At 67.6% G+C, this 23,376-nt stretch carries 31 protein-coding genes; 4 read left to right on the top strand and 27 right to left on the bottom strand.

Translation table 11 applies throughout. The features are described 5' to 3' along the window. Positions 1 to 40: 40 nt before the first annotated feature. Both ACYQ78_RS31135 and coaA read right to left on the bottom strand, forming a co-directional pair. The gene (locus tag ACYQ78_RS31135) at positions 41 to 997 is read right to left on the bottom strand and encodes a DUF389 domain-containing protein (protein ID WP_459804510.1); all 957 of its coding nucleotides are present in this window, start codon (positions 995 to 997) and stop codon (positions 41 to 43) included. A gap of 21 nt (positions 998 to 1,018) precedes the next feature. Then, positions 1,019 to 1,942, bottom strand: coding sequence for a type I pantothenate kinase (gene coaA / locus ACYQ78_RS31130; protein WP_459804509.1), 924 nt, complete (start codon positions 1,940 to 1,942; stop codon positions 1,019 to 1,021). Between the two features lie 60 nt (positions 1,943 to 2,002). Here coaA and glmS point away from each other — a divergent pair, with 60 nt between their 5' ends. Beyond that, on the top strand, positions 2,003 to 3,871 hold the full coding sequence (gene glmS, locus ACYQ78_RS31125) for a glutamine--fructose-6-phosphate transaminase (isomerizing) (RefSeq protein WP_459804508.1): 1,869 nt from the start codon (positions 2,003 to 2,005) through the stop codon (positions 3,869 to 3,871). A gap of 48 nt (positions 3,872 to 3,919) precedes the next feature. Here the strand turns inward: glmS and glmM are convergent, their stop codons facing one another. From glmM to rplM, 3 genes are read right to left on the bottom strand one after another with little or no spacing between them, the layout of a single operon-like run. Further along, positions 3,920 to 5,251, bottom strand: coding sequence for a phosphoglucosamine mutase (gene glmM / locus ACYQ78_RS31120; protein ID WP_459804507.1), 1,332 nt, complete (start codon positions 5,249 to 5,251; stop codon positions 3,920 to 3,922). Position 5,252: 1 nt separating this feature from the next. Continuing rightward, positions 5,253 to 5,774 carry a 30S ribosomal protein S9 gene (gene rpsI, locus ACYQ78_RS31115; protein ID WP_459804506.1) on the bottom strand — a complete coding sequence of 174 codons (522 nt, stop codon included), beginning with the start codon at positions 5,772 to 5,774 and terminating at the stop codon, positions 5,253 to 5,255. Positions 5,775 to 5,804: 30 nt separating this feature from the next. Further along, a complete protein-coding gene (gene rplM / locus ACYQ78_RS31110; protein WP_459804505.1) occupies positions 5,805 to 6,248 on the bottom strand; it encodes a 50S ribosomal protein L13 in 444 nt (147 codons plus the stop codon). Positions 6,249 to 6,540: 292 nt separating this feature from the next. Here rplM and ACYQ78_RS31105 point away from each other — a divergent pair, with 292 nt between their 5' ends. The 3 genes from ACYQ78_RS31105 (at position 6,541) to ACYQ78_RS31095 (ending at position 10,285) form a co-directional block, all read left to right on the top strand. After that, positions 6,541 to 7,221, top strand: coding sequence for a CAP domain-containing protein (locus ACYQ78_RS31105; RefSeq protein WP_459804504.1), 681 nt, complete (start codon positions 6,541 to 6,543; stop codon positions 7,219 to 7,221). Between the two features lie 42 nt (positions 7,222 to 7,263). Then, positions 7,264 to 7,974, top strand: a complete 711-nt coding sequence (locus ACYQ78_RS31100; protein ID WP_459804503.1) for a hypothetical protein — start codon at positions 7,264 to 7,266, stop codon at positions 7,972 to 7,974. Positions 7,975 to 8,035: 61 nt separating this feature from the next. Continuing rightward, complete coding sequence (locus ACYQ78_RS31095) at positions 8,036 to 10,285, top strand: hypothetical protein (protein WP_459804502.1); 2,250 nt, start codon at positions 8,036 to 8,038, stop codon at positions 10,283 to 10,285. 47 nt (positions 10,286 to 10,332) lie between these two features. On the opposite strand, the gene truA is transcribed toward ACYQ78_RS31095, so the two are convergent. From truA to rplX, 22 genes are all read right to left on the bottom strand, one after another. Further along, complete coding sequence (gene truA / locus ACYQ78_RS31090; RefSeq protein ID WP_459804501.1) at positions 10,333 to 11,136, bottom strand: tRNA pseudouridine(38-40) synthase TruA; 804 nt, start codon at positions 11,134 to 11,136, stop codon at positions 10,333 to 10,335. Between the two features lie 74 nt (positions 11,137 to 11,210). After that, complete coding sequence (gene rplQ / locus ACYQ78_RS31085; protein WP_459804500.1) at positions 11,211 to 11,723, bottom strand: 50S ribosomal protein L17; 513 nt, start codon at positions 11,721 to 11,723, stop codon at positions 11,211 to 11,213. A gap of 82 nt (positions 11,724 to 11,805) precedes the next feature. After that, on the bottom strand, positions 11,806 to 12,822 hold the full coding sequence (locus ACYQ78_RS31080; RefSeq protein WP_061295255.1) for a DNA-directed RNA polymerase subunit alpha: 1,017 nt from the start codon (positions 12,820 to 12,822) through the stop codon (positions 11,806 to 11,808). 114 nt (positions 12,823 to 12,936) lie between these two features. Beyond that, positions 12,937 to 13,563: a 30S ribosomal protein S4 gene (gene rpsD / locus ACYQ78_RS31075; RefSeq protein WP_459804499.1), complete on the bottom strand. Its 627-nt coding sequence runs from the start codon at positions 13,561 to 13,563 to the stop codon at positions 12,937 to 12,939. Between the two features lie 20 nt (positions 13,564 to 13,583). Next, on the bottom strand, positions 13,584 to 13,988 hold the full coding sequence (rpsK, locus tag ACYQ78_RS31070) for a 30S ribosomal protein S11 (RefSeq protein ID WP_020542285.1): 405 nt from the start codon (positions 13,986 to 13,988) through the stop codon (positions 13,584 to 13,586). 37 nt (positions 13,989 to 14,025) lie between these two features. Then, positions 14,026 to 14,406 carry a 30S ribosomal protein S13 gene (rpsM, locus tag ACYQ78_RS31065; protein WP_061295253.1) on the bottom strand — a complete coding sequence of 127 codons (381 nt, stop codon included), beginning with the start codon at positions 14,404 to 14,406 and terminating at the stop codon, positions 14,026 to 14,028. 214 nt (positions 14,407 to 14,620) lie between these two features. Then, on the bottom strand, positions 14,621 to 14,734 hold the full coding sequence (rpmJ, locus tag ACYQ78_RS31060; protein WP_003956441.1) for a 50S ribosomal protein L36: 114 nt from the start codon (positions 14,732 to 14,734) through the stop codon (positions 14,621 to 14,623). A gap of 15 nt (positions 14,735 to 14,749) precedes the next feature. Then, on the bottom strand, positions 14,750 to 14,971 hold the full coding sequence (infA, locus tag ACYQ78_RS31055) for a translation initiation factor IF-1 (RefSeq protein WP_030451477.1): 222 nt from the start codon (positions 14,969 to 14,971) through the stop codon (positions 14,750 to 14,752). Positions 14,972 to 15,408: 437 nt separating this feature from the next. After that, positions 15,409 to 15,879 carry a hypothetical protein gene (locus ACYQ78_RS31050; protein WP_459804498.1) on the bottom strand — a complete coding sequence of 157 codons (471 nt, stop codon included), beginning with the start codon at positions 15,877 to 15,879 and terminating at the stop codon, positions 15,409 to 15,411. Between the two features lie 117 nt (positions 15,880 to 15,996). Then, positions 15,997 to 16,422: a DUF1707 SHOCT-like domain-containing protein gene (locus ACYQ78_RS31045; protein ID WP_459804497.1), complete on the bottom strand. Its 426-nt coding sequence runs from the start codon at positions 16,420 to 16,422 to the stop codon at positions 15,997 to 15,999. A gap of 49 nt (positions 16,423 to 16,471) precedes the next feature. Continuing rightward, positions 16,472 to 17,275 carry a type I methionyl aminopeptidase gene (map, locus tag ACYQ78_RS31040; RefSeq protein ID WP_459804496.1) on the bottom strand — a complete coding sequence of 268 codons (804 nt, stop codon included), beginning with the start codon at positions 17,273 to 17,275 and terminating at the stop codon, positions 16,472 to 16,474. A 124-nt stretch (positions 17,276 to 17,399) separates the two neighbouring features. Beyond that, entirely contained in the window at positions 17,400 to 18,092 is a 693-nt protein-coding gene (locus tag ACYQ78_RS31035) for an adenylate kinase (protein ID WP_459804495.1), read from the bottom strand. Continuing rightward, the gene (secY, locus tag ACYQ78_RS31030; RefSeq protein WP_459804494.1) at positions 18,092 to 19,408 is read right to left on the bottom strand and encodes a preprotein translocase subunit SecY; all 1,317 of its coding nucleotides are present in this window, start codon (positions 19,406 to 19,408) and stop codon (positions 18,092 to 18,094) included. The genes ACYQ78_RS31035 and secY overlap by 1 nt, the downstream gene beginning before the upstream one ends. A 213-nt stretch (positions 19,409 to 19,621) precedes the next feature. Continuing rightward, complete coding sequence (gene rplO, locus ACYQ78_RS31025; protein WP_459804493.1) at positions 19,622 to 20,077, bottom strand: 50S ribosomal protein L15; 456 nt, start codon at positions 20,075 to 20,077, stop codon at positions 19,622 to 19,624. Between the two features lie 2 nt (positions 20,078 to 20,079). Further along, positions 20,080 to 20,262, bottom strand: coding sequence for a 50S ribosomal protein L30 (gene rpmD, locus ACYQ78_RS31020; protein WP_030451484.1), 183 nt, complete (start codon positions 20,260 to 20,262; stop codon positions 20,080 to 20,082). A 2-nt stretch (positions 20,263 to 20,264) separates the two neighbouring features. Beyond that, positions 20,265 to 20,897, bottom strand: a complete 633-nt coding sequence (gene rpsE / locus ACYQ78_RS31015) for a 30S ribosomal protein S5 (protein ID WP_030451485.1) — start codon at positions 20,895 to 20,897, stop codon at positions 20,265 to 20,267. Positions 20,898 to 20,937: 40 nt separating this feature from the next. After that, the gene (rplR, locus tag ACYQ78_RS31010) at positions 20,938 to 21,315 is read right to left on the bottom strand and encodes a 50S ribosomal protein L18 (RefSeq protein ID WP_459804492.1); all 378 of its coding nucleotides are present in this window, start codon (positions 21,313 to 21,315) and stop codon (positions 20,938 to 20,940) included. Positions 21,316 to 21,317: 2 nt separating this feature from the next. Continuing rightward, positions 21,318 to 21,860, bottom strand: a complete 543-nt coding sequence (gene rplF, locus ACYQ78_RS31005) for a 50S ribosomal protein L6 (protein WP_459804491.1) — start codon at positions 21,858 to 21,860, stop codon at positions 21,318 to 21,320. A gap of 18 nt (positions 21,861 to 21,878) precedes the next feature. Next, on the bottom strand, positions 21,879 to 22,277 hold the full coding sequence (gene rpsH, locus ACYQ78_RS31000; RefSeq protein ID WP_061295243.1) for a 30S ribosomal protein S8: 399 nt from the start codon (positions 22,275 to 22,277) through the stop codon (positions 21,879 to 21,881). A 72-nt stretch (positions 22,278 to 22,349) separates the two neighbouring features. After that, on the bottom strand, positions 22,350 to 22,535 hold the full coding sequence (locus ACYQ78_RS30995; RefSeq protein ID WP_030451489.1) for a type Z 30S ribosomal protein S14: 186 nt from the start codon (positions 22,533 to 22,535) through the stop codon (positions 22,350 to 22,352). A 4-nt stretch (positions 22,536 to 22,539) separates the two neighbouring features. Further along, positions 22,540 to 23,109, bottom strand: coding sequence for a 50S ribosomal protein L5 (gene rplE, locus ACYQ78_RS30990; protein ID WP_459804490.1), 570 nt, complete (start codon positions 23,107 to 23,109; stop codon positions 22,540 to 22,542). Then, positions 23,109 to 23,369: a 50S ribosomal protein L24 gene (gene rplX, locus ACYQ78_RS30985; protein ID WP_459804569.1), complete on the bottom strand. Its 261-nt coding sequence runs from the start codon at positions 23,367 to 23,369 to the stop codon at positions 23,109 to 23,111. The genes rplE and rplX overlap by 1 nt, the downstream gene beginning before the upstream one ends. Positions 23,370 to 23,376 lie beyond the last annotated feature (7 nt).

Genomic DNA, 23,376 nt, shown 5'->3' with positions numbered 1-23,376 from the left:
CTCCCTCACTCCACGACGGGTCGTCGGCCGTAAGAATGACTCATGGGTCAGACCTGGGTCGCGGGCCGACGCGCTCGCCGTACCGTCCCCAGAGGACGCGCTGGACCAGCAGGGTGAGCGTGCCCGCGATGACCATGCCGAGGATGTTCACCCCGAGTTGCAGTGCGGCGTGACCGACTTCGGCCCAGTCGCCGAGGGCGACCGCGACGGCGGCGTATCCGGCGGCCGGGACGGTGGTGACCGAGATGAACACGCCGACCAGCGACGACGACTTCCCCGCCGTGACCGACAGCACCCCGGCGACCCCGGCCAGCAGGGCGACGATGAACGACCACCGGTCGGGCTTGACGATGAAGTTCACCTCTTCGGTGTTCCCCTCAGCGATCATGGACGGCTCGATCCAGCCGAGCCCCCGCGCCACCAGCGCGCAGGCCAGGGTGACCGCGATGGCCACGGCGAACCCGATGAGCAGGTTGCGGAGCGCCGCCCCGATCAGCCCGAACTCCCGCTGGAGCAGCCCGAAACACACGGCCGCGATCGGCCCGAACTCGGGCCCCAGGACCATCGCCCCGACGATCAGGATCGGCGAGTTGAGCAGCACCCCGATGGCGGCGAGCTGGGTGGCGATGGCAAGGAAGACGATGAACGCCCAGGTCATGCGGCTGTCGTCGGCCACCCGCGCGGCGAGCTCCTCCCACACGACCGCGTCGTCGCCCTCGCCGGGAGCCTCTTCACGGGCCCGGTCGGCGGCGTCGGAGATGGCGATGTCGATCTTCTCGACCGCGATCGACCCTTCGGTCTCGATGCCGAGCCCGCGCAGCGAGTCGATGACCCCGTTGGCGGCCTCGCGGGCCACGTCGAACTCGACGAGGTCACCTTCGGGCGAGCGGGCCACTCCTGGTAGGACGACCACGTTGGTGACTCCGGTCGCCTCCCGCAGGCACCCGACGACCCCCTCGGTGTCGGATGCGGGGCTGATCACGCGTATGTGCAGCACGCGACCGATTATGGTCGCGGCTCAGACGCGCCTCAGCCGGATCCTTCTGATGGAGTGGTCGGGGCCCTTCTGGAGGATGAGGCCGGCCCGTCCCCGGGTGGGAGCGATGTTCTCCACCAGGTTGCGCTCGTTGATGTCCCGCCAGACGTTCCTGGCGAAGACCGTGGCCTCGTCTTCGGAGAGCTCGGCTATGTGCCGGAAGTAGGACTTCGGGTCGGAGAACGCGGTACGCCGGAGCTTGTGGAAACGGTCGACGTACCAGCCGCGGATGTCCTCGACCCTGGCGTCGACGTAGATCGAGAAGTCGAAGTAGTCGTTCACGGCCAGCGCGGTGGGCGGCGCGGGCTGGAGCACGTTGAGACCCTCGACGATGAGGATGTCGGGCTTGGAGACGATCTGCCGGGCTCCCGGGACGATGTCGTATTCGAGGTGGGAGTAGACCGGGGCGTACACCTCGGGGCGGCCGCGTTTCACGTCGGCGACGAACTTGACCAGGGCGCGGCGGTCGTAGCTCTCGGGGAAGCCCTTGCGGTGCATGATGTCGCGTTCGGCCAGCAGCGCGTTGGGGTGCAGGAAGCTGTCGGTGGTGACGAGGTCGACGCGGGGGTGCTCGGGCCAGCGCGCGAGCAGGGTGTGCAGGAGGCGGGCCGTCGTCGACTTGCCCACCGCGACGCTTCCGGCGATGCCCAGGATGTACGGCGGCGGCGCCGCGTCGTCGCCCAGGAAGGTGCTGACGGCGGCCCCGCGCTGCCGGGCGCCGGTGAAATGGAGGTTCAGCAGCCGGGTCAGCGGCAGGTAGATATCGGTGACCTCGGCCAGATCGATCGGGTCGTCGACCCCTCGAAGCTCTTCGAGTTCGGCCTCGGTGAGCGTCATCGGCGTATTGCGCCGCAGCTCACCCCACTGGGCCCGGTTCAGCTCGACGTACGCGTCGCGATCCGCCACGACGCCCAACCCTACCCCGATCTTGACCGCCGGTGGAGTTTCCAGGACTGGCGAAATGGAATGTTCTGTCCCATAAGTGATTGGGGGCGAACTATGTGCGGGATTGTCGGATACGTGGGCTCACGTCTCGCCATCGACGTCGTCGTCGACGGCCTGGCCCGATTGGAGTATCGCGGCTATGACTCGGCCGGGATCGCCCTGGTCAACGGGAAGCTCAGCGTACAGAAACGAGCTGGGAAGCTCGCCAATCTGCGGGCCGCGCTGGCCGAGACGCCGCTGGTCGAGTCGACCGTCGGCATCGGGCACACCCGCTGGGCCACCCACGGGGCCCCGACCGACCTGAACGCCCATCCGCACACCGACTGTCCCGCCCAGGTCGCGGTCATCCACAACGGGATCATCGAGAACTTCGCCACCCTGCGCGCCGATCTGGCCGCCAAGGGCCACATCCTGGCCTCGGACACCGACACCGAGGTCGTCGCCCACCTCATCGAGGACGAACGGGCCGCCGGCGCCGGGCTCGCCGAGGCGATGCGGCGGGTCTGCCGCCGCCTGGAGGGGGCGTTCACGCTGCTCGCGGTCGACACCGCCGAGCCCGACCTGGTCGTCGGCGCCCGCCGCAACTCACCGCTGGTCGTCGGGCGGGGCGACGGCGAGAACTTCCTGGGCTCCGACGTGTCGGCCTTCATCGCGCACACCCGGCGGGCCATCGAACTGGGCCAGGACCAGGTCGTCGAACTGCGCGCGCACGACGTGACGATCACCGACTTCGACGGGATCCCCGTCTCCTGCCGCGAGTTCGTCGTCGACTGGGACGCCTCGGCCGCCGAGAAGGGCGGCCACGACCACTTCATGCTCAAGGAGATCGCCGAACAGCCCCGGGCCGTGGCCGACACGCTCCTGGGCCGCGTCGACGAGCAGGGTCATCTCCGGCTGGACGAGATCCGCCTGCCGCTCGGCACCGTCGACAAAATGATCATCGTGGCGTGCGGCACCAGCTACCACGCGGGCCTGATCGCCAAACACGCCGTCGAACGCTGGGCCGGGCTGCCCTGTGAGGTCGAACTGGCCAGCGAGTTCCGCTACCGCGACCCGATCCTGTCGTCCGGGACCCTGATCGTGGTCATCTCGCAGTCGGGCGAGACGATGGACACCCTGATGGCCCTGCGGCACGCCCGCGCGCAGGGCTCGGCGGTCCTGGCGATCTGCAACGTCAACGGCTCGACCATCCCGCGCGAGGCCGACGCGGTGATCTACACCCACGCGGGCCCGGAGATCGCGGTCGCGTCCACGAAGGCGTTCCTGACCCAGCTGGTCGCCTGCTACCTGATGGCCCTCTACCTGGCCCAGTCGCGCAGCACCCTCCCCGACGAGGAGATCACCGCGATCCTCACGCGCCTGTCCAAGGCGCCCGCCGACGTGGAGGCGGTCCTGACGACCGTCGAGCCGGTACGCGAACTCGCCCGCTCCCTGAAGAGCCGGCGTTGCGTCCTCTTCCTGGGACGCCACGTCGGCTACCCGGTGGCCATGGAGGGCGCGCTCAAGCTCAAGGAACTGGCGTACATGCACGCCGAGGGCTTCGCGGCCGGGGAACTGAAACACGGCCCGATCGCCCTCATCGAAGAGGGGCTGCCGGTCGTCGTGGTGGTCCCCTCGCCCCAGGGCGAGCCCACGCTGCACGACAAGATCGTCTCCAACATCCAGGAGATCCGCGCCCGCGGCGCCATGACGATCGTCGTCTGCGAGGACGGCGACACCACCGTCGAGCCCTACGCCGACGCGCTGATCCGCGTCCCGGCCGTGCCGACCCTGCTCCAGCCGCTGGTCACGACCGTCCCGCTCCAGGTCTTCGCCTGCGAACTGGCCTCCGCCAAGGGCCTGGACGTCGACCAGCCCAGGAACCTGGCCAAATCGGTGACCGTGGAGTGAACGCGGAAGAGCGGCCCCCGGGAAGGGGCCGCTCTCAGGAAACCGACTTCATCCGCAGGTGACTCGGACGACCTCGGCCAGACGTTCGGCCATCTCCGTCGCCTGGTCGTGCGAGGCCGCCTCGACCATGACGCGGATCATCGGCTCGGTGCCGCTCGGCCGGATCAGCACCCGGCCGGTGTCACCGAGCTCCGACTCGGCCTGCGCCACGGCCGCCAGCAGGGCGGCGTCGCGGGCGCGGGACTTGTCGACGTTCTTCACGTTGACCAGGACCTGCGGCAGCTTGGTCATCACCGCCGCCAGCTCCGCCAGCGGCTTGCCCGAGCGGGCCATCGCCGCGAGCAGGTGAAGCGAGGTCAGCAGGCCGTCGCCGGTGGTCGCGTGGTCGAGCATGATCACGTGACCGGACTGCTCACCGCCGAAGGTGAAGCCGTCCTCCTGCATGCGCTCCAGCACGTAGCGGTCACCGACGGCCGTCTCCATGACCGTGATGCCCGCCTCGCGCATGGCCAGCTTGAAGCCCAGGTTGGACATGACCGTCGCCACGACCGTGTCCTTCGCCAGGCGGCCTTCGGCCCGCATCTCCGTGGCCAGGACGGCCATGATCTGGTCGCCGTCGACCTCGGAGCCGTCGGCCGTCACCGCGAGGCAACGGTCGGCGTCGCCGTCGTAGGCGATGCCCACGTCGGCCTTACGGGACAAGACGGCGTCGCGCAGCGGACCCAGGTGGGTGGAGCCCACGCCGTCGTTGATGTTGAGCCCGTCGGGGGCCGTGCCGATCGTCTCGACCTCGGCTCCGGCGCGCAGCAGCGCCTCGGGAGCCACCATGTGGGCGGCGCCGTGGGCGCAGTCGACGACGACCCGGAGGCCGTCGAGACGGTGGGGAAGCGAGCTCAGGACGTGGGAGACGTAGCGTTCGGTCTCGCCGTACGCCTCCCGGACCCGCCCGACGGCCGAGCCGACGGGACGTTCCCATTTCTCCCCGAGACGCCGTTCGATCTCGTTCTCCACCGCGTCGGGCAGCTTGAAGCCCTTGCCGGTGAAGAACTTGATGCCGTTGTCGGGCGCCGGGTTGTGCGAGGCCGAGAGCATGACACCGAGGTCGGCTCCCAGCTCAGGGGTCAGATGAGCGACCGCCGGGGTGGGCAGCACGCCGAGACGGAGCACGTCCATGCCGGACGACGCGAGGCCGGCGACCACAGCGGCTTCGAGGAATTCCCCCGAAGCGCGCGGGTCCCGGCCTACGACGGCGAGCGGGCGGCTCCTCCCGGCATCGCGCAGCACGTGCGCGGCGGCCACGGACAGGTCCATGGCCAGTTCGGCGGTGAGGTCGCGACCCGCGACCCCACGTACCCCGTCGGTGCCGAAGAGGCGGCCCAACTTAACGCTTGCTGTACTGCGGAGCCTTACGGGCCTTCTTGAGGCCGTACTTCTTCCGCTCCGTGGCGCGGGCGTCACGGGTGAGGAAGCCGGCCTTCTTCAGCGGCGGCCGGTTGGTCTCGGCGTCGAGGATGGCCAGCGCGCGGGACAGGCCCATGCGCAGGGCGCCGGCCTGGCCGGTGACGCCGCCACCGTCGATGCGGGCGATCACGTCGAACTGCTCTTCGGCGCCGAGGACGACGAAGGGCTCGTTGACGATCTGCTGGTGGACCTTGTTGGGGAAGTAGACGTCGATGCTACGACCGTTGATCGTCCACTTGCCGGTGCCCGGAACGATCCGGACACGGGCGACGGCCTCCTTGCGGCGGCCGGTGCCGTACGAGTTGCCCGTGGTGACGGGCTTGCGCACGGGGGCGTCGGCGGCGGGGGCCGACTCGGTGGTGTACTCGGACGGGAATTCCTCGCCCGCGAAGTCCTCGAGCTCGCCCTCGACGACCGTCTCGGTACCGGTGGTCTCAGCCACGGTTCTCCTCTTTACTTTCCTGGCTCGGCGTTACTGGGCGATCTGGGTGATCTCGAAGGGCACGGGGCTCTGCGCCTGGTGAGGGTGCTCCGAACCGGCGTAGACCTTGAGCTTCTTGGCGATCTTCCGACCGAGGGCGTTCTTGGGCAGCATGCCCTTGACGGCCTTCTCGACGGCCCGGTCGGGACGCTTCTCCATCAGCTCGCCATAGGTGACCGAGCGCAGACCGCCCGGGTAGCCGGAGTGGCGGTAGGCCTTCTTCTGCTCCAGCTTGTTGCCGGACAGGGCGACCTTCCCGGCGTTGATGATGATCACGAAGTCGCCGGTGTCGACGTGGTTCGCGAAGATCGGCTTGTGCTTGCCACGGAGCAGGTTCGCAACGTGGCTGGCCAGCCGGCCGAGCACGACGTCGGTGGCGTCGATGACGTACCACTGACGTTCGACGTCGTTGGGCTTCGGGGTGAACGTGCTCACGGCAGTGCCTTCTGTCGGATGGTGAACAGTCGGAGGTCGCGCGGGCACACGGCGGCACAACCATCCGTCTCCACACAACGGGAGGTGACGCCGGACGCGCCGTGTTCAGTCAGCGATGGACTGAAGCACACACAACGATCCACCACCATACCCGCAAGCGTTGACTTGAGCAAAACGCAACGGTCCAAAACGGAGCACTTGCTCCGGTGGTCTGATCTGCGGCTCCTGTACCCATCCGGTCTCTCCAATCTCATTTTCAACAGGCCGCTGTATCCCTATATTTGGCTGCGGTATGTGGCAGACCCCTCACAACCGGCATACCCAGCCAAGCGCCCGACGCGGGACGCTGCTGGGTGTTCTGGCATGCGTTCTCGCGGTCCTCGTCCTCGGCATCGTCATCGGCCGGATCACCGTGCTCGGCAACGGCGCGAGCGAGGTCTACCTGCGGGACAACCAGCCCTTCGCCAAGGCCTCGCCGTCGCCGCCGCCCCGCGTCCGGCCCGCGTTAGTGCCGGTCGCCCCCGTGGGCGGCGAGGAGCAGGTGCCCACCCCGCCGAACGGCCTCACCACCCCCCTTCCCGTCAGCCCCCACGTGGCCGAACTGGAAGACGACGTGCTCTTCTTCGTCAACGAGGCCCGCGCCAAGGCCGGCTGCCCCGCGCTGCGGATCGACTCCCGCCTGGTGGCCTCGGCCCGGCTCCACTCGGCCGACATGGCCTCCACCGGCAAGTTCGACCACGAGTCGCCCGACGGATCGAGCCCCTGGGACCGCATGGCCCGCGCCGGATACCGCCTGGGCGGCGCCGAGAACATCGCCAAGGGCTACCAGAAGGCCCCCGACGCGGTGAAGAGCTGGCTCAACAGCCCCTCCCACCGGCGCAACATCCTCAACTGCCAGCTGACCGTGACCGGGGTCGGCGTCAACCTCGATCCGAGCGGTCCGTGGTGGACGCAGGACTTCGGCTATTCCTGACCGACTCGGCACCAACCGCGCGACATGGTTAATCTCAAGGTCATGGGTTCCCCCGCCTGGCGCCGGTCCGGACTGGTCGCCCCACTGGTCATCACCGCCGTCATCGGCCTGCTCAGCGGCTGTTCCGAGGGTGCGGCGCCACCCGCCGCCACCACGTCGGCCGCGCCGAAGCCCACCATTCCCGTCGCGCCGGGAAACGAGTTCGGGTACGCCGCCTCGCGCGCCACCGACCCCGATCCGCTGACCCAGAACGAGATCTTCGGCCGCAGCGGTTTCACCAGCAACGGCCGGAAGTACAAGATGACCGTCCGCAAGTCCGACAAGGCCTGCAAGGACGCCGTCACCGGCGACAAGCTGACCAAGGCCCTGAAGTCGGCCGGGTGCACCCAGCTCCTGCGGGCCAGCTTCCACGACGCCAAGGGCGTGGTGATCGGCACGGTCGGGGTGGCCAACCTGAAGACGTCCAAGGGCGCCACGGGCGTCGCCGGGGCCGGCGCGGGCAAGGAACGCAAGGACTATCTGAAGCCCCTGGCCGGTAAAGACGAGCACACCAAGGAACTGGGCGACGGCGAGGCCTACGCCGGCGGCTGGACCCACGGCCACTACGCGATCCTGCTCTGGTTCCAGTTCAAAGACGGCCACGAACCGAAGAAAGCCGAGCTCAAGCGCCTTTACCAGGCCGCCGTCGACATCACCGACGCGATCGTGTTCCCGCCCCTCGACAGCAGGTCGGTGCGCGGCACCCGAGGCTAGCTCAATGCTGAAACGCCCATAGCGGCACGACGATCTCGTCTGCGCAGATACGCTTCCGGGTATGCGTGGCCAGGATTCCGGTTCCGAGCACGAGCACGACCACGAGGGCAAGGTGCCCCCGCCCAGCTTCGGGCAGTCGTCTCGTGACGAGAGCTACTCGCAGCCCGACGAGGGCTCGGGAAGCGGCTGGTTCGCGGCCCCGACGGCCCGTCCGCCGCAGCCCGAGTGGCCACCCGCGCCCGCCGCGCAGCGCCCCGAGCCGCCCACGTGGCCCCCGGCGCCCGCCCGCGAGCCCGCCGAGTCGTCGGGAGGCTGGTTCTCCGAGGCGACGCCCGCGGCCGAGACGGAGCGGCCCGAGGAGCCCGGCGCCACCTGGCCGACCCCCCGTTCGTGGCAGCCGCCCGCACCGGTGACCGAGCACACCCCCGAGGCGGCCGGGCATTTCGGCGCCGCCGGCCTCGACCAGCGGTCGGCCTGGCCTCCTCCCGTCTACGACGACACGACGGAAGACACCATCGACTCCCGGGCGTCGTGGCCGCTCACCGGCGACTCCAGGTCGGCCTGGCCCGCCCCCGTCTACGACCCCGACACCGAGGACACGCGCGACTCCCGGGCCTCCTGGCCCCCGCTCCAGCGCCCCGAGGGGTCCGGCTGGGCGCCGAAACCCGAGGCCGAGATCGACACGCAGGACACCCGGAACACCGACTCCGCGTGGTCGCCGCCCGTGCCCACCCCCGAAGCCGAGATCGACACCCAGGACACCCGCGACCACAACGCGTCCTGGCAGGTCCCCGCCTACGACCCCGAGACCGAAGAGACCCGCGACCACACCAAGGCCGGTTCCTGGCCCCCGGCCCAGCAGTGGGCGGGCTGGCCCACCGCCTCCGTCGAAGAGCCGGTTTCCGTGGACGCCACCACCTCCGGCCTCCCCCCGCTCCCCGAGTGGCCCGCCGGCGACGAACGCCCCGGTGAGCCCGGCGACATCGCCGTCTGGCCGCCACGCCTGCCGGGCGAGGAGACGACGGCGACCACCGTCGAGATGACCGAGTCCGACGACGACCCGCCCGTCTACCCCCGCCACTGGCCCCCACCCGCCCGCCACACCGACACGGTCACCGAGCCCGACACGGGCGTGGCCACCGTCCCCGGCGACCGCCCCGAGGGCGCGACCTGGCCGCCCGCCCACCAGTGGGCCAGCGACACCGGCACCCGCTGGCCGTCGGCCGCGATCCCCGGCGAAGAACCCGCGGAGACCACGATCCCGCGCGAAGAGGCGCCGGTCTTCCAGGAGCCCGGCCCCGCCGTGTTCAACGGCACCGTGACCGACATCCCCACCGATCCGGAGATGCCGGTGCAGAAGACCGACCCCAAACCGGAGCCCGAACAGGACAGCCTGTTCGCCTCCCCGATCCCCCCGGTCGCCCCGGCCTCACCCGGGCGTGGCTTCGAGAGCCTGGCCGCCGCCCCGGCGACCCCGCCCACAGTCGCGGCGGCGCCGACGGTGGCGGAGGGGATCGTCCACCCGCCGCTGCCCAAGGGCTACCGCCCGGCCGAGGCGACCCTGGTCACCGAGGTGCCCGCCAAGAAGAAAAAGGGCGGCGGCACCCGCAAGGTGCTGCTGGCCGGTGGCGCCGTGGTCGTGATCGCGGCCATCGGGGCCTCGGCCTACATGGCCTACAGCGGCGAGGAGGAGACGACCGGCGAGGCAGCGCCTCCCCCGGCGACCACCGCCCCCGCCACGCCCGGCGCCCAGATCGCCGACCCGGTTCCCACGGTCGAGGCGGCGGTGCTCGACTCGGAGACGACCGACCCGCGCAAGCTGACCCTCGCCGAGGCGTTCCCGGCCGCGAAGGTCACCCTCAACGGCCGGACCTTCAAGCGCGTCAAGGTCAACATCACCGACGACTGCGCGGCGGCCGCCGCGGGCGCGTTCGCCCAGTCGCTGTCGGAGAACGACTGCCGCCGGGTGCTGCGGGCGACCTACGTCGACGGCAAGAAGCAGTACGCCGTCACGACCGGCATCGCCGTGCTGCCCACCAAGGAGGCGGCCCTGGCCGTCGACCAGACCAAGAACCTCGGCAGCAACCTGTGGTTCCGCGGCCTCAACGGCGACGCCGACTCGGGCGCCGACCGCGTGGCCATCAGCGGCGGCTACGCCGCGGGCATGGTCTGGGGCCGCTACATCGTCTTCAGCTACGCCACCTACGCCGACGGCCACACCCCGGGCGAGAAGGAGAAGGACCTCGGCCCGGTCAGCGGCGCCTTCCGCGACCAGACGGCCGAGATCATCGAAAAGCGCGTGACGAGCTAGCCGTACACAACCGAAAGGCGCCCTGAAAACGGGGCGCCTTTCGCGTATTACGTGCTGAGGGTCCGCACCCGGCGGGTCATCGCCGCCCGCTCCGCCAGCTCCGCGTCGGCCGGGTAGCGGACCTCTTCCAAGGTCAGCCCCACCGCCGGAGCCACGTGTACTCCTGAATCACGCACCGCGCGGCGAAGGACCTGGCCCGGCCAGTCGATGGGCTGGCGGCCGTCGCCGACCATCAGGAGGGAGCCGACCAGCGCGCGGACCATGGAGTGGCAGAACGCGTCGGCGACCACGGTGGCGATGAGGAAGGTCTCCTCGCGCTCCCACGACAGGCGCTGGAGTTCGCGGATCGTGGTCGCGCCCTCGCGCTTCTTGCAGAAGGCCGCGAAGTCGTGTTCGCCCAGCAGGGCGGCCGATCCGGCGTTCAGGAGGCCGACGTCGAGCGACCGGTTGTACCAGAGCACGTCCTTGCGCCGTAGCGGGTCGACTCCCCCGGCGTTGTCGCTGACGCGGTAGCCGTAGCGGCGGGACATCGCCGAGAAGCGCGCGTCGAACCCGGGAGGGGCGACGCTGACCCGGTTGACCCGCACATCGGGCGGCAGCACCCCGGCCAGCCGCCGCAGCAGCGCGGCGGGCTCCTCGATGTCGTCGGCCAGGTCGACGTGGGCCACCTGCCCCCGCGCGTGGACGCCGGCGTCGGTGCGCCCCGCCACCGTCAGCGACGGCGGCTCGGGCAGGCGCAGGATCCGGCCCAGAGCGGCTTCGAGCTCCCCCTGGACGGTCCGCCGGGTGGGCTGCTTCGCCCAGCCCGAGAAATCGGTCCCGTCGTATCCGAGATCGAGCCGCAGCCGCATGGAGCACCCCTTTGGTGAAAAAGAAACGGGTCCAGTGTCCCGTAAGGACACCGGACCCGTGGAAACCCGATGGATCAGGCCTCGTCGTCCTTCTTGGCCTCGGTCTCGGTGACCTCGGCCTCGTCGGCGGCGGCCTCCGCCTTCGTCTCCTCGACCTCGTCGGCCTTGGGCTCCGGCGCCGGGGCGGCGGCGGGCTCGGGGGCCTTGCGGGTCGTGGTGACGGCGTTCAGCGGCTCGGTGACGAGCTCGATGACAGCCATGGGAGCGGCGTCACCCTTACGCTGACCGATCTTGGTGATGCGGGTGTAGCCACCGGGACGCTCCGCGAAGGTCACGGCGATCTCGGTGAACAGGTGGTGCACGACGCTCTTGTCACGAACGACGGCGGCGACCTGGCGACGGTTGTGGATGTCGCCCTTCTTCGCCTTCGTGATCAGCCGCTCGGCCACCGGGCGCAGGCGCTTGGCCTTGGCCTCGGTGGTCTTGATCTTTCCGTGCTGGAAGAGCTGAGTCGCCAGGTTCGACAGGATCAGCTTCTCGTGAGCCGCGGAACCACCGAGACGTGCGCCTTTGGCGGGCTTGGGCATGACATGCTCCTTTTGATAACCCGCCCCGGCCGTATCAGGTACCGGGGTCGGGCCGATCGAATGATCGTTACTTACCGAAGAATCAGTACTGCTCGGTCTCGATGAAACCGCCGTCTTCGTCGTCGTAGCCGCCACCGGCGACAGCGGACGGGTCGAAGCCGGGAGGGCTGTCCTTGAGGGCGAGACCCATCTCGTGCAGCTTCTGCTTGACCTCTTCGATGGACTTCGCGCCGAAGTTGCGGATGTCCAGCAGGTCCTGCTCGCTGCGGGCCACGAGCTCGCCCACGGTGTGGATGCCCTCGCGCTTGAGGCAGTTGTAGGAACGAACCGTCAGGTTCAGCTCCTCGATCGGCAGCGCCAGGTCGGCCGCCAGGGCGGCGTCGGTCGGCGACGGGCCGATGTCGATGCCCTCGGCCTCGACGTTGAGCTCACGGGCCAGGCCGAACAGCTCGACGAGGGTCTTACCGGCCGAGGCCACCGCGTCGCGGGGCTTCATGCACGGCTTGGTCTCGACGTCGAGGATCAGCCGGTCGAAGTCGGTGCGCTGCTCGACACGCGTCGCCTCGACCTTGTAGGTGACCTTGAGCACCGGCGAGTAGATGGAGTCGATCGGGATGCGGCCGATCTCCTGGCCGGGCTGCTTGTTCTGGGCGGCGGAGACGTAGCCGCGACCGCGCTCGACGGTCAGCTCCATCTCCAGCTTCGCCTTGCCGTTGAGCGTGGCGATGTGGAGGTCGGGGTTGTGCACCTCGACACCGGCCGGGGGCGCGATGTCGGCGGCGGTGACCTCACCGGGGCCCTGCTTGCGCAGGTACATGACCACCGGCTCGTCGTGCTCGGAGGAGACGACCAGGTTCTTCAGGTTCAGGATGATGTCGGTGACGTCTTCCTTGACCCCGGGAACGGTCGTGAACTCGTGGAGCACACCCTCGATGCGGATGGAGGTCACGGCCGCGCCCGGAATGGACGACAGCAGCGTGCGCCGCACGGAGTTGCCGATGGTGTAGCCGAAACCCGGCTCCAGCGGCTCGATGACGAACTTGGACCGGTGCTCGTCGAGGGACTCCTCAACGAGACTGGGACGCTGTGCGATGAGCATGCGTGATTCCCTTCGAAACGGCGGCGCCCGTTATTTGACGCCACTCGGTTAAACCAGTGTGCCGCACGGCCCGATATGCACGAGCCGTGCGGCAGACAAGCCTTACCCCAAGGACTACTTGGAGTAGAGCTCGACGATGAGCTGCTCCTGGACCAGCGTATCGATCTGCTGGCGGACCGGAAGCTGGTGCACGAGCACCCGCATGGCCTCGGGGGCGACACCCAGCCACGCCGGGACGGTCTTGTCACCGGACGTGGCGCGAGCCACCTCGTAGGGCATGAGGTTGCGCGACTTCTCGCGGATCTCCACGATGTCGTGCTCGCGGACGCGGTAGGACGGGATGTCCACCTTCTTGCCGTTCACGATCACGTGACCGTGGCGGACCTGCTGGCGGGCGGCGTCACGCGACTCGGCGAAGCCGGCGCGGTAGACCACGTTGTCGAGACGGCTCTCCAGGATCTGGAGGAGGTTCTCGCCGGTCTTGCCCGACTTGCGGTTGGCTTCCTCGTAGTAGTTCCGGAACTGCTTCTCGAGGATGCCGTAGATGCGGCGGGTCTTCTGCTTCTCACGAAGCTGGAGCTGGTACTCAGACTCCTTGGGACGACCACGACCGTGCTCACCCGGGGGGTAAGGACGGATTTCGATGGGGCACTTCGCGGACTCGCACTTCTTGCCCTTGAGGAAGAGCTTGGTCTTCTCTCGACGGCAGAGCTTGCAGTCCGCACCCGTGTAACGAGCCATTTTCTCTTATCTCCTGGACGTCAGACGCGGCGGCGCTTCGGCGGACGGCAACCGTTGTGCGGGACCGGCGTCACGTCCTGGATGGAACCGACCTCGAGCCCGGTCGCCTGCAGCGAGCGGATCGCGGTCTCCCGGCCGGAGCCGGGACCCTTGACGAAGACGTCGACCTTGCGCATGCCGTGCTCCATGGCGCGGCGAGCGGCGTTCTCGGCGGCCATCTGGGCGGCGAACGGGGTGGACTTACGGGAGCCCTTGAACCCGACGTGGCCGGCGCTGGCCCAGGAGATCACGTTCCCGTTGGGGTCGGTGATCGAGACGATCGTGTTGTTGAACGTGCTCTTGATGTGGGCGTGCCCGTGAGCGACGTTCTTCTTTTCCTTGCGGCGCACCTTCTTGGGTGCGCCCTGGCGGCTCTTCGGCGGCATTTAAGCGCTATCTCCTGAAATGGGCTGCAGCTAAGGACTACTTCTTGCCCGGCTTCTTCTTGCCGGCCACGGTCTTCTTCTTGCCCTTGCGGGTACGCGCGTTCGTCTGCGTCCGCTGACCGTGGACGGGCAGCCCCTTGCGGTGCCGGATGCCCTGGTAGCAGCCGATTTCGATCTTGCGACGAATGTCGGCCTGAACTTCGCGACGGAGGTCACCCTCGATCTTGTAGTTCGCCTCGATGTAGTCACGCATGGGCACGAGCTCGGTGTCTGAGAGCTGGTGCACGCGCAGGTCGCCGGAGACGCCGGTGGCGTCCAGGATTTCGAGCGCGCGGGTACGGCCGATGCCGTAAATGTAGGTGAGAGCGATCTCCAGCCGCTTGTCGCGGGGGAGGTCGACGCCAACCAGGCGAGCCATGGTCGGGCATTCTCCTTCGTTTCGCGGAGGTCCTGCGCCCCACGCCCCTCCCCAATGCCCGGGGTGAGGGCCCCGGCCTCCGACCGGGGGTCTCCCGCGTGGTTCGTCCCCATGAAAAGAAGACGCCTTCGCGAGTGTGGCGCGCGATTACAGACCCGGCCCCATACACGTCGAGTCCGCCACCTCGGGCGGACTCAGCAGGGACCGGTGGCGACTAGCCCTGACGCTGCTTGTGGCGCAGGTTGTCGCAGATCACCATGACTCGACCGTGCCGGCGGATCACCTTGCACTTGTCACAGATCTTCTTGACGCTCGGCTTGACCTTCATAGTCCTTAATCGTTCCTACTTGTACCGGTAGACGATCCGGCCGCGAGTGAGGTCGTAGGGGCTAAGCTCCACGACGACCCGGTCGTCCGGGAGAATGCGGATGTAGTGCATACGCATCCTGCCGCTGATGTGGGCCAGGACCTTATGGCCGTTGTCGAGCTGCACCCGGAACATGGCGTTCGGGAGCGACTCGACCACAGTGCCCTCGATCTCGATGGCGCCGTCTTTCTTGGCCAAAAGTTCCTCACGTTTCACTGATGCTCGGTCGTCTGAGGCTTCGGAACACTAATCAGCCGCGACCTTGAGGCGTTTCAGAGAGCGGCGGCTGCAAGGCCGCCCACGCAAAAGGTCATAGTGAACCGACAAAGGAGTGTACGGCAACCCGGTGCGGAACGCGAAACGATCTCGCAGAACGGGCCCTCGTACACAACCGCTCTCCAGGATACCGCAAAACCGGGCCCACCCGTCCGGCACCGCCGACATGCCGGATCGGGTGGGCCCGGTGGCTCAGCGCCCGGACGGCCCGCTCAGCCGGGACGCCCGGCGGCCGAGGGACTCCCACCCGGCCGACAAAGATCACCTACCCGGGGACAACCGCGCCAACAGGCCAGAAGGGCAAAAGATAGGGCCCGTCCTGGTCAGGACGGGCCCCGGAAGGTGGGATGCGGCATGGCTCAGAAGGCGTCGCCCCAGCCACCGCAGTCGTCGAACCTGTTGACGCCCTCGCAGACGCGGAAGTCCACGTCCTTCACGAAGCCCTTCTTGAAGCCGAAGAACTTGTTGAACCGCTTGCCGTGGCCGAACGAGTTGTTCTTGAAGAACTTCTCGTGGCTCTTGCCGAACTTGTCGGTGTAGCGGTACCAGACGTAGGTCCACTGGCGGTCGCGGTCGGTGTCGAAGACGTCGCCGTAGAACCAGTACTGGCCGCCGGTGTTGGTCCAGTAGCCCTTGAAGTAGGACTTGTGGCTCTTCTCGAAGCCGTTGCTCCAGTGGGAGTGGTACGGGCCGAAGAAGTGCTTCGACGAGGCGGCCGCGACCGAGCCGGTGGAAGCGGTGGCGCTGGCGGCGGCGGGGGCGGCCAGGGCGCCGGCCATGAGACCGGCGGCGAGGGCGGTGCCGGCGAGAACCCGGGGGAGCTTGCGCATTTGTCTGTCCTCCTGTGAACCTTCCCGGGGATGCTGCTCATCTCCGGACACCGCTCACATTAGGAAGACTCGGGCCGACGTTCTGTGCACGAATACGCAGGGCGTACAACGGCACATTCAGGAGCCCAATTCGCGCTTTTTCTCGCCGTTCTGCTTAGTCGCGAGCGTGGCGATGAGCAGGCCGATCCCCCACGGGCCCATCACCCAGAGCGGCCAGGGATAGACCGCCTCGCCACCCGCCATGAAGATCGACAGCCAGACGCCCCAGTTGACCAGAGAGACGAAGGCCCATCCGGCCCACGCGCCCTTGAGCCCGTTCGGCGGCTGGCCGACCTGCGCTTTCACCGGCTCGGGACGGGCCGGGAGGTTCTTCAGGTCGATGTCGGGCAGGTCGCGCGTGAGCACCTGGAGGTCGCCGAAGGTCCGGGCGGCGTAGGCCGCCTCCAGTCGCTCGCCGAACTCCTCGGCGTTCAGACGGCCTTCGACCATGTGCTCGCGAAGGGCGGCCGCGACCTTCTCCCGGTCGGCGTCTGAAGCGCGCATCTCCGGACTGAATGCCATGGCCGAACCTCCGAATACGTCTTTTTACCAATTATGTAGTGGCGAACCGTTCTTTGCCGCCGTCGAGTGCCGTCAATACGAGCGGCCCTTCGGCGGTCACCGCCACACTGTGCTCGAAATGCGCCGAGGCCTTGCCGTCCTGGGTGACGACCGTCCAGTCGTCGGACAGCACGCGGGTCTGGTCGGTGCCCAGGTTCACCATGGGCTCGATCGCCAGGCACATGCCGGCCTCCAGCTTCGGCCCCCGGCCGGGCTTGCCGTGGTTGGCCACCCACGGGTCCATGTGCATCTCGGTGCCGATGCCGTGGCCGCCGTACTCCTGGGGGATGCCGTAGCGGCCCTGGGAGCGCACGTACTTCTCGACACGGTGCCCGATGTCCGAAAGGTGGACGCCGACCTTCAGCGCCCCGATGCCCGCCCACATGGCCTCTTCGGTCACCCGGATCAGCTCCAGCAGCTTGGGGTCGACCTCCCCCACCGGGACGGTCACGGCCGAGTCGCCGTGCCAGCCGTCGAGGATCGCGCCGCAGTCGATCGAGATGATGTCGCCCTCGCGCAGCGGCCGGGCGTCACCCGGGATCCCGTGGACGACCTCCTGGTTGACCGACGCGCAGATCGTGGCCGGGAAACCCTGGTAGCCCTTGAACGACGGGATCGCGCCCTCGTCCCTGATCGCCTTCTCGGCGATCGCGTCGAGGTCGAGCGGCGTGATGCCCGGCTCGACCGACCGCTTCAGCAGATCGAGCGTGCGCCCGACCACCAGGCCGGCCGCGCGCATCTTGACGACCTGCTCGGGCGTCTTGATCTGGATCCCGTGCTTGTTCTTCCGAAACATCCCGTAGGCACCCCTTGGGTGGATCATCTTTCAGGGGCATATGCCCGATTCAATACATTGTCCCCCACATGCTGAACGCCACCCCACGCAATCGTGGGGTGGCGTTCCAGTGGGTCTGACGCTTCTAGTTCTTGGCGTCGTCGCCGTCCTGCTCCTGCTCGGGGCCACGGGTGAACCCGCGTAGCTCGCCCATCGCGCGGCCGGTGACCTCTTCGACCGGACCGGTCGCGTCGACGCCCCGCAGGATGCCCTCGTCGGCGTAGAAGTTGACCAACGGCGCCGTCTGCTCCTGGTAGACCTCCAGGCGGTGCCTGATGGTCTCCTCGCGGTCGTCGTCGCGTTGGAACAGCTCGCCGCCGCAGGCGTCGCAGACGCCCTCCTTCTTCGGCGGGTCGAAGTCGACGTGCCAGACCTTGCCACACGAGCGGCAGGTGCGCCGCCCGGCCAGGCGCCGGACCACCTCGTCGTCGTCGACGACGAGCTCCAGCACCAGGTCGAGCCCGGAACCCAAGTCGGCCAGCATCTTCTTGAGCACCTCGGCCTGCGCCACGTTCCGCGGGAACCCGTCGAGCAGGAAACCGTCCTGCGCGTCGTCTTCGGCGAGGCGGCCGCGCACCATCGCGATCGTCACCTCGTCGGGAACCAGGTCCCCGCGATCCATGTAGGTCTTGGCCAGCTTTCCGAGCTCCGTGCCACCCGACACGTTGGCGCGGAAAATGTCACCTGTCGAGATTTTCGGGATCGACAGATGCGATGCGATGAACTGGGCCTGCGTCCCCTTGCCCGCTCCGGGGGGCCCGACCAGGACGAGACGCACTATCTCAGGAAGCCCTCGTAGTTGCGCTGCTGGAGCTGGCTCTCAATCTGCTTCACCGTGTCGAGACCGACACCCACCATGATCAGAATGCTCGTTCCTCCGAACGGGAAGTTCTGGGAAGCGCCGGCCAGCGTGAGGGCGAAGATCGGGACCATGGAGATCAGGCCCAGATACAGCGACCCCGGTGCGGTCAACCGGGTGAGCACGTAGTTCAGGTACTCGGCGGTCGGCCGGCCCGGACGAATGCCCGGAATGAACCCACCGTACTTCTTCATGTTGTCGGCGACTTCAACGGGGTTGAAGGTGATGGACACGTAGAAGTACGTGAAGAACACGATCAGGAGGAAGAAGGTCGCCATGTAGATCGGGGTGTCTCCGGAACCGAAGTTCTGGGCGATCCACTCGACCACGACGTTGCTCTCCTGGCTGTTGGCGAACAGCGTCACCAGCAGCTGCGGCAGGTAGAGCAGCGAGGAGGCGAAGATGACCGGGATGATGCCGGCCTGGTTGACCTTCAGCGGGATGTAGGTCGAGGTGCCGCCGTACATCCGGCGACCGACCATCCGCTTGGCGTACTGCACCGGGATGCGGCGCTGCGCCTGCTCCACGAACACGACCGCGGCGATCATGAAGATGCCGACGATCATGACGATGACGAAGGTGAAGGCGCCCTTCTGCCGGAAGATGTTCATCAGTTCCGACGGGAAGACCGCGATGATCTGGGTGAAAATCAGGATCGACATGCCGTTGCCGACGCCGCGGTCGGTGATGAGCTCACCGAGCCACATGATGACGGCCGTACCCGCGGTCATGGTGATGACCATCACGACGACGGTGAAGATGTCGTCGTTGAGCAGGATCGGAAGGTCGTTGCCGGAGGTACCGAACAGCTGTCCGGACCGGGCCAGGGCGACGAACGCCGTCGACTGGAGAATCGCCAGGCCGATGGTGAGGTAACGGGTATACTGTGTGATCTTGGCGGTGCCCGCCTGACCCTCCTTCTTGAGGGCTTCGAGGCGAGGGATCACGACAGTCAACAGTTGCAGGATGATGCTGGCCGTGATGTAGGGCATGATGCCCAGCGCGAACACTGAAAGCTTCAGCAACGCGCCGCCACTGAAGAGCTGGACCATCCCGTAAATACTGCTGAGCTCGCTAGATTGAACCGCTTCCAGAGCCTTACGGGCGTTCTCGGTATTCACACCAGGGGTCGGCAGAACCGAGCCCAGGCGGAAGATCACAATGATACCCAGGGTGAAAAGCAGCTTCTTGCGCAGGTCCGGCGTCCGGAATGCCCGGGTAAGAGCGGTTAGCACGGTCCCTCCTGCGCGCCAGAGACGCGGTAACGGTGAGCGATGGTGCGGGGGTCGTCCATCGGCATGTCTTCTTGCGGTCTTGCCAATACAGCGGGTCTTACCAAACCAAACGAGCGGTTTGACAGTGAACCAGGGGCCACTGTCCAGCGAACTCTAACGCACTACGGGCGCGGAGGCTCATAACGAGCCTCCGCGCCTCGTGATGCATGAGACCTACAGCTCCGTGGTGGAGCCGCCGGCCGCAGCGATCTTCTCCTTGGCACTGGCCGAGAAGGCGTGCGCCTTCACGTTCAACGCCACGGAGATGTCGCCGGTTCCGAGAACCTTGACCAATTCGTTCTTCCGGACCAGGCCGTTCGCCACCAGGTCGGCGACGGTCACGTCGCCGGCGGAGGTGAAGACCTCGGAGAGCTTGTCAAGGTTGACGACCTGGTAGGTCGTCTTGAACAGGTGGTTCGAGAAGCCCTTCAGCTTCGGCAGCCGCCGCTGGAGCGGAACCTGGCCACCTTCGAAACCGAGGGGAACGGTGGTACGGGAGTGGGAACCCTTCGTACCACGACCGGACGTCTTACCCTTGGAGCCCTCGCCGCGGCCCTTACGGACCTTGGACTTGTTGGCACCCGGGGCGGGACGAAGGTCATGAATCTTCAGCGGTGCGTTCTCAGTCATGACTAGTCGACCTCTTCAACCTCGACGAGGTGCGTCACGACGGCGACCATCCCGCGGATCTCGGGACGGTCCTCCTTCACGACGACGTCGCCGATTCGCTTCAGGCCAAGCGAACGCAGCGAGTCACGCTGGTTCTGCTTGCCACCGATCTTGGACCGGGTCTGCGTGATCTTCAGGCGGGCCATGGCTAGCTCCCCGCCTTCGCGGCGGCCGCGGCCTCGGCGAGACCCTCGGCGCGCGCCTTGAGCATCGCCTTGGGGGCGACGTCCTCGATCGGCAGACCACGGCGGGCGGCGATCTCCTCGGGGCGCGAGAGGCCCTTCAGAGCCGCCACGGTGGCGTGCACGATGTTGATCGGGTTGTCCGAGCCGAGCGACTTGGACAGCACGTCGTGGATCCCGGCGCACTCCAGGACCGCGCGCACCGGACCACCCGCGATGACACCGGTACCGGGCGAGGCCGGACGCAGGAGGACGACGCCGGCGGCGTCCTCGCCCTGCACGGTGTGCGGGATGGTGCCCTGGATGCGCGGCACCTTGAAGAAGTGCTTCTTGGCCTCTTCGACACCCTTGGCGATCGCCGCGGGCACTTCCTTGGCCTTGCCGTAGCCGACCCCGACGAGGCCGTTGCCGTCGCCGACGATGACCAGCGCGGTGAAGCTGAACCGGCGACCACCCTTGACGACCTTGGCCACGCGGTTGATCTTCACGACGCGCTCGATGTACGAGACGCCCTTCTCCTGGGCGCCACCGCGGCGATCGTCACGACGTTCCCGCCGCTCGCCACCGCCGCCGGCACCGCGACGCGGAGCTCCAGCCATCAGTGGTTCCTCTTCTCATTGCTCATAGGACGGGTTGTCATCAGAAGCTCAACCCGCCTTCACGGGCGCTGTCCGCCAGAGCCGCGATGCGACCCGCGTAGCGGTTACCACCACGGTCGAAAACGACAGCGGTGATCCCGGCGTCCTTGGCCCGCTGAGCGAGAAGCTCGCCGACCTTCTTCGCCTTCTCGGTCTTGTCGGCCTCCAGGGAACGCAGCTGGGCGTCCATGGTGGAGGCGCTCACGATCGTGTGGCCCTGACCGTCGTCGACGATCTGCACGAACAGGTGCCGCGCCGACCGGTTGACGACCAGACGCGGACGCTCGAGCGTGCCGACGACGTTCTTGCGCACACGACGGTGGCGGCGGGCTCGCGAAATGGCGCGAGCGGCGCTGTGCTTGCCGTACTTCGCAGCCATGACTACTTACCAGCCTTTCCGACCTTCTTGCGGACGACTTCGCCCTGGTAGCGCACGCCCTTACCCTTGTACGGGTCGGGCTTGCGCAGCTTGCGGATGTTGGCCGAGACCTCGCCAACCTTCTGCTTGTCGATCCCGTCCACGTGGAACAGGGTCGGACGCTCGACGCGGAAGGTGATGCCCTCCGGCGCGTCGATGATCACCGGGTGGCTGAAGCCGAGCGAGAACTCGAGCTGCGTCGGGCTCTTGGCCTGGACGCGGTAGCCGACGCCGACGATCTCCAACGTCTTCGAGTAACCCGAAGTCACACCGACCACCATGTTGGAGATCAGCGTGCGGGACAGGCCGTGCAGCGCACGGACCTTGTTCTCGTCGTTGGGACGGGTGACGGCGATGTTGCCGTCGTCACCGCGCTGAACCTCGATGGGCTCGGCGACGGTGTGAGAAAGCGTGCCCTTCGGGCCCTTGACCTGGACAGCCCGGCCGTCGATCGTGATGTCGACACCGCTCGGTACAGGGATGGGCAGCCGTCCGATTCGCGACATGCTGTGGTTCCTCCCCTCTTACCAGACGTAGGCGAGGACTTCCCCGCCCACTCCGCGCTTGCCGGCCTGCTTGTCGGTCATCAGGCCGCCGGACGTCGAAATGATCGCGACGCCCAGCCCGCCCAGGACTCGGGGCAGGTTGTCCTTCTTCGCGTAAACCCGCAGACCGGGCTTGGAAACCCGGCGGATGCCCGCGAGCGAACGCTCACGGGTCGGCCCGAACTTGAGCTCCACCACGAGGTTCTTGCCAACCTTGGCGTCTTCGACGCTCCAGGACTGGATGTAGCCCTCCTGCTGAAGGATCTCGGCGATGTGCGCCTTGATCTTCGAGTAGGGCATGGTGACGGTGTCGTGATAGGCCGAGTTCGCGTTCCGCAGACGCGTCAGCATGTCTGCGATCGGGTCGGTCATCGTCATGATCGATGGCCCTCCTCGCCGCGGTTTCCCAAAAATGAAGGGGACCTACGGCGTAGTGAACTTGCTCTGGAATTACCAGCTGGACTTGGTGATGCCGGGCAGCTCGCCCCGGTGCGCCATCTCGCGGAAGCACACACGGCAGAGCCCGAACTTGCGGTAGACGGCGCGAGGCCGACCGCAGCGCGAACAACGAGTGTACGCGCGCACTTCGAACTTCTGCTTGCGGGCCGCCTTGACCTTGAGCGACGTCTTCGCCATGTGATCAGGCCTCCTTGAACGGGAAACCGAGCAGCTTCAGCAGCGCGCGGCCCTCGTCATCAGTGCGGGCGGTCGTGACGACCGTGATGTCCATACCGCGCTGCCGGTCGACCTTGTCCTGGTCGATCTCGTGGAACATGACCTGCTCGGTGAGACCGAAGGTGTAGTTCCCGTGCCCGTCGAACTGCTTGGGCGACAGGCCGCGGAAGTCGCGGATACGCGGCAGGGCCAGCGACAGCAGGCGGTCGAGGAACTCCCACATGCGGTCGCCACGCAGCGTGACGTGCGCGCCGATCGGCATGCCCTCACGCAGCTTGAACTGCGCGATCGACTTGCGGGCGCGAACGACGGCCGGCTTCTGGCCGGTGATGGCGGTGAGGTCGCGCACGGCGCCCTCGATCAGCTTGGAGTCGCGAGCGGCCTCGCCGACACCCATGTTCACCTTGATCTTGGTGAGACCGGGGATCAGCATGACGTTCTCGATGCCGAACTGCTCGCGCAGCTGGGCCGCGATCTCCTCGCGGTACTTCTGCTTGAGTCGGGGGGAAACCCGCTCAGCGGTCTGGGCAGTCATCAGGCGTCCTCGTCCTTCGGCTTCTCGTCATCCTTGAGCTTCTTGACGTTGCTCACGTGGATGGGGGCCTCCAGGGTGGTGACGCCGCCTTCCTTGGCGCCGCGCGGACCCTGGTTGGTCTCCTTCGAGTGCTTCTTGATCATGTTCACGCCAGCGACGATCACACGATCCTCGGACGGCAGCGCGGCGATGACCCGGCCCTTGGCGCCCTTGTCCTTACCCGCGATGACCTGAACCAGGTCACCCTTCTTCACGTGCAGCTTGCCC

The sequence above is a fragment of the Herbidospora sp. RD11066 genome (assembly GCF_054661255.1).
Note: the sequence above shows the minus strand (reverse complement) of the source record. Positions and strands in the feature narration are given on the sequence as shown.

What these genes read in the sequence shown, in the direction of transcription:
- glmS (WP_459804508.1), top strand. Translation starts at nt 2,003, where the DNA reads ATGTTCTGTCCCATAAGTGATTGGGGGCGAACTATGTGCGGGATTGTC.
- ACYQ78_RS31105 (WP_459804504.1), top strand. Translation starts at nt 6,541, where the DNA reads ATGTGGCAGACCCCTCACAACCGGCATACCCAGCCAAGCGCCCGACGC.
- ACYQ78_RS31100 (WP_459804503.1), top strand. Translation starts at nt 7,264, where the DNA reads ATGGGTTCCCCCGCCTGGCGCCGGTCCGGACTGGTCGCCCCACTGGTC.
- ACYQ78_RS31095 (WP_459804502.1), top strand. Translation starts at nt 8,036, where the DNA reads ATGCGTGGCCAGGATTCCGGTTCCGAGCACGAGCACGACCACGAGGGC.
- truA (WP_459804501.1), bottom strand. Translation starts at nt 11,136, where the DNA reads ATGCGGCTGCGGCTCGATCTCGGATACGACGGGACCGATTTCTCGGGC.
- rplQ (WP_459804500.1), bottom strand. Translation starts at nt 11,723, where the DNA reads ATGCCCAAGCCCGCCAAAGGCGCACGTCTCGGTGGTTCCGCGGCTCAC.
- ACYQ78_RS31080 (WP_061295255.1), bottom strand. Translation starts at nt 12,822, where the DNA reads ATGCTCATCGCACAGCGTCCCAGTCTCGTTGAGGAGTCCCTCGACGAG.
- rpsD (WP_459804499.1), bottom strand. Translation starts at nt 13,563, where the DNA reads ATGGCTCGTTACACGGGTGCGGACTGCAAGCTCTGCCGTCGAGAGAAG.
- rpsK (WP_020542285.1), bottom strand. Translation starts at nt 13,988, where the DNA reads ATGCCGCCGAAGAGCCGCCAGGGCGCACCCAAGAAGGTGCGCCGCAAG.
- rpsM (WP_061295253.1), bottom strand. Translation starts at nt 14,406, where the DNA reads ATGGCTCGCCTGGTTGGCGTCGACCTCCCCCGCGACAAGCGGCTGGAG.
- rpmJ (WP_003956441.1), bottom strand. Translation starts at nt 14,734, where the DNA reads ATGAAGGTCAAGCCGAGCGTCAAGAAGATCTGTGACAAGTGCAAGGTG.
- ACYQ78_RS31050 (WP_459804498.1), bottom strand. Translation starts at nt 15,879, where the DNA reads ATGCGCAAGCTCCCCCGGGTTCTCGCCGGCACCGCCCTCGCCGCCGGT.
- ACYQ78_RS31045 (WP_459804497.1), bottom strand. Translation starts at nt 16,422, where the DNA reads ATGCGCGCTTCAGACGCCGACCGGGAGAAGGTCGCGGCCGCCCTTCGC.
- map (WP_459804496.1), bottom strand. Translation starts at nt 17,275, where the DNA reads ATGTTTCGGAAGAACAAGCACGGGATCCAGATCAAGACGCCCGAGCAG.
- rplO (WP_459804493.1), bottom strand. Translation starts at nt 20,077, where the DNA reads ATGACTGAGAACGCACCGCTGAAGATTCATGACCTTCGTCCCGCCCCG.
- rpmD (WP_030451484.1), bottom strand. Translation starts at nt 20,262, where the DNA reads ATGGCCCGCCTGAAGATCACGCAGACCCGGTCCAAGATCGGTGGCAAG.
- rpsE (WP_030451485.1), bottom strand. Translation starts at nt 20,897, where the DNA reads ATGGCTGGAGCTCCGCGTCGCGGTGCCGGCGGCGGTGGCGAGCGGCGG.
- rplR (WP_459804492.1), bottom strand. Translation starts at nt 21,315, where the DNA reads ATGGCTGCGAAGTACGGCAAGCACAGCGCCGCTCGCGCCATTTCGCGA.
- rplF (WP_459804491.1), bottom strand. Translation starts at nt 21,860, where the DNA reads ATGTCGCGAATCGGACGGCTGCCCATCCCTGTACCGAGCGGTGTCGAC.
- rpsH (WP_061295243.1), bottom strand. Translation starts at nt 22,277, where the DNA reads ATGACGATGACCGACCCGATCGCAGACATGCTGACGCGTCTGCGGAAC.
- ACYQ78_RS30995 (WP_030451489.1), bottom strand. Translation starts at nt 22,535, where the DNA reads ATGGCGAAGACGTCGCTCAAGGTCAAGGCGGCCCGCAAGCAGAAGTTC.
- rplE (WP_459804490.1), bottom strand. Translation starts at nt 23,109, where the DNA reads ATGACTGCCCAGACCGCTGAGCGGGTTTCCCCCCGACTCAAGCAGAAG.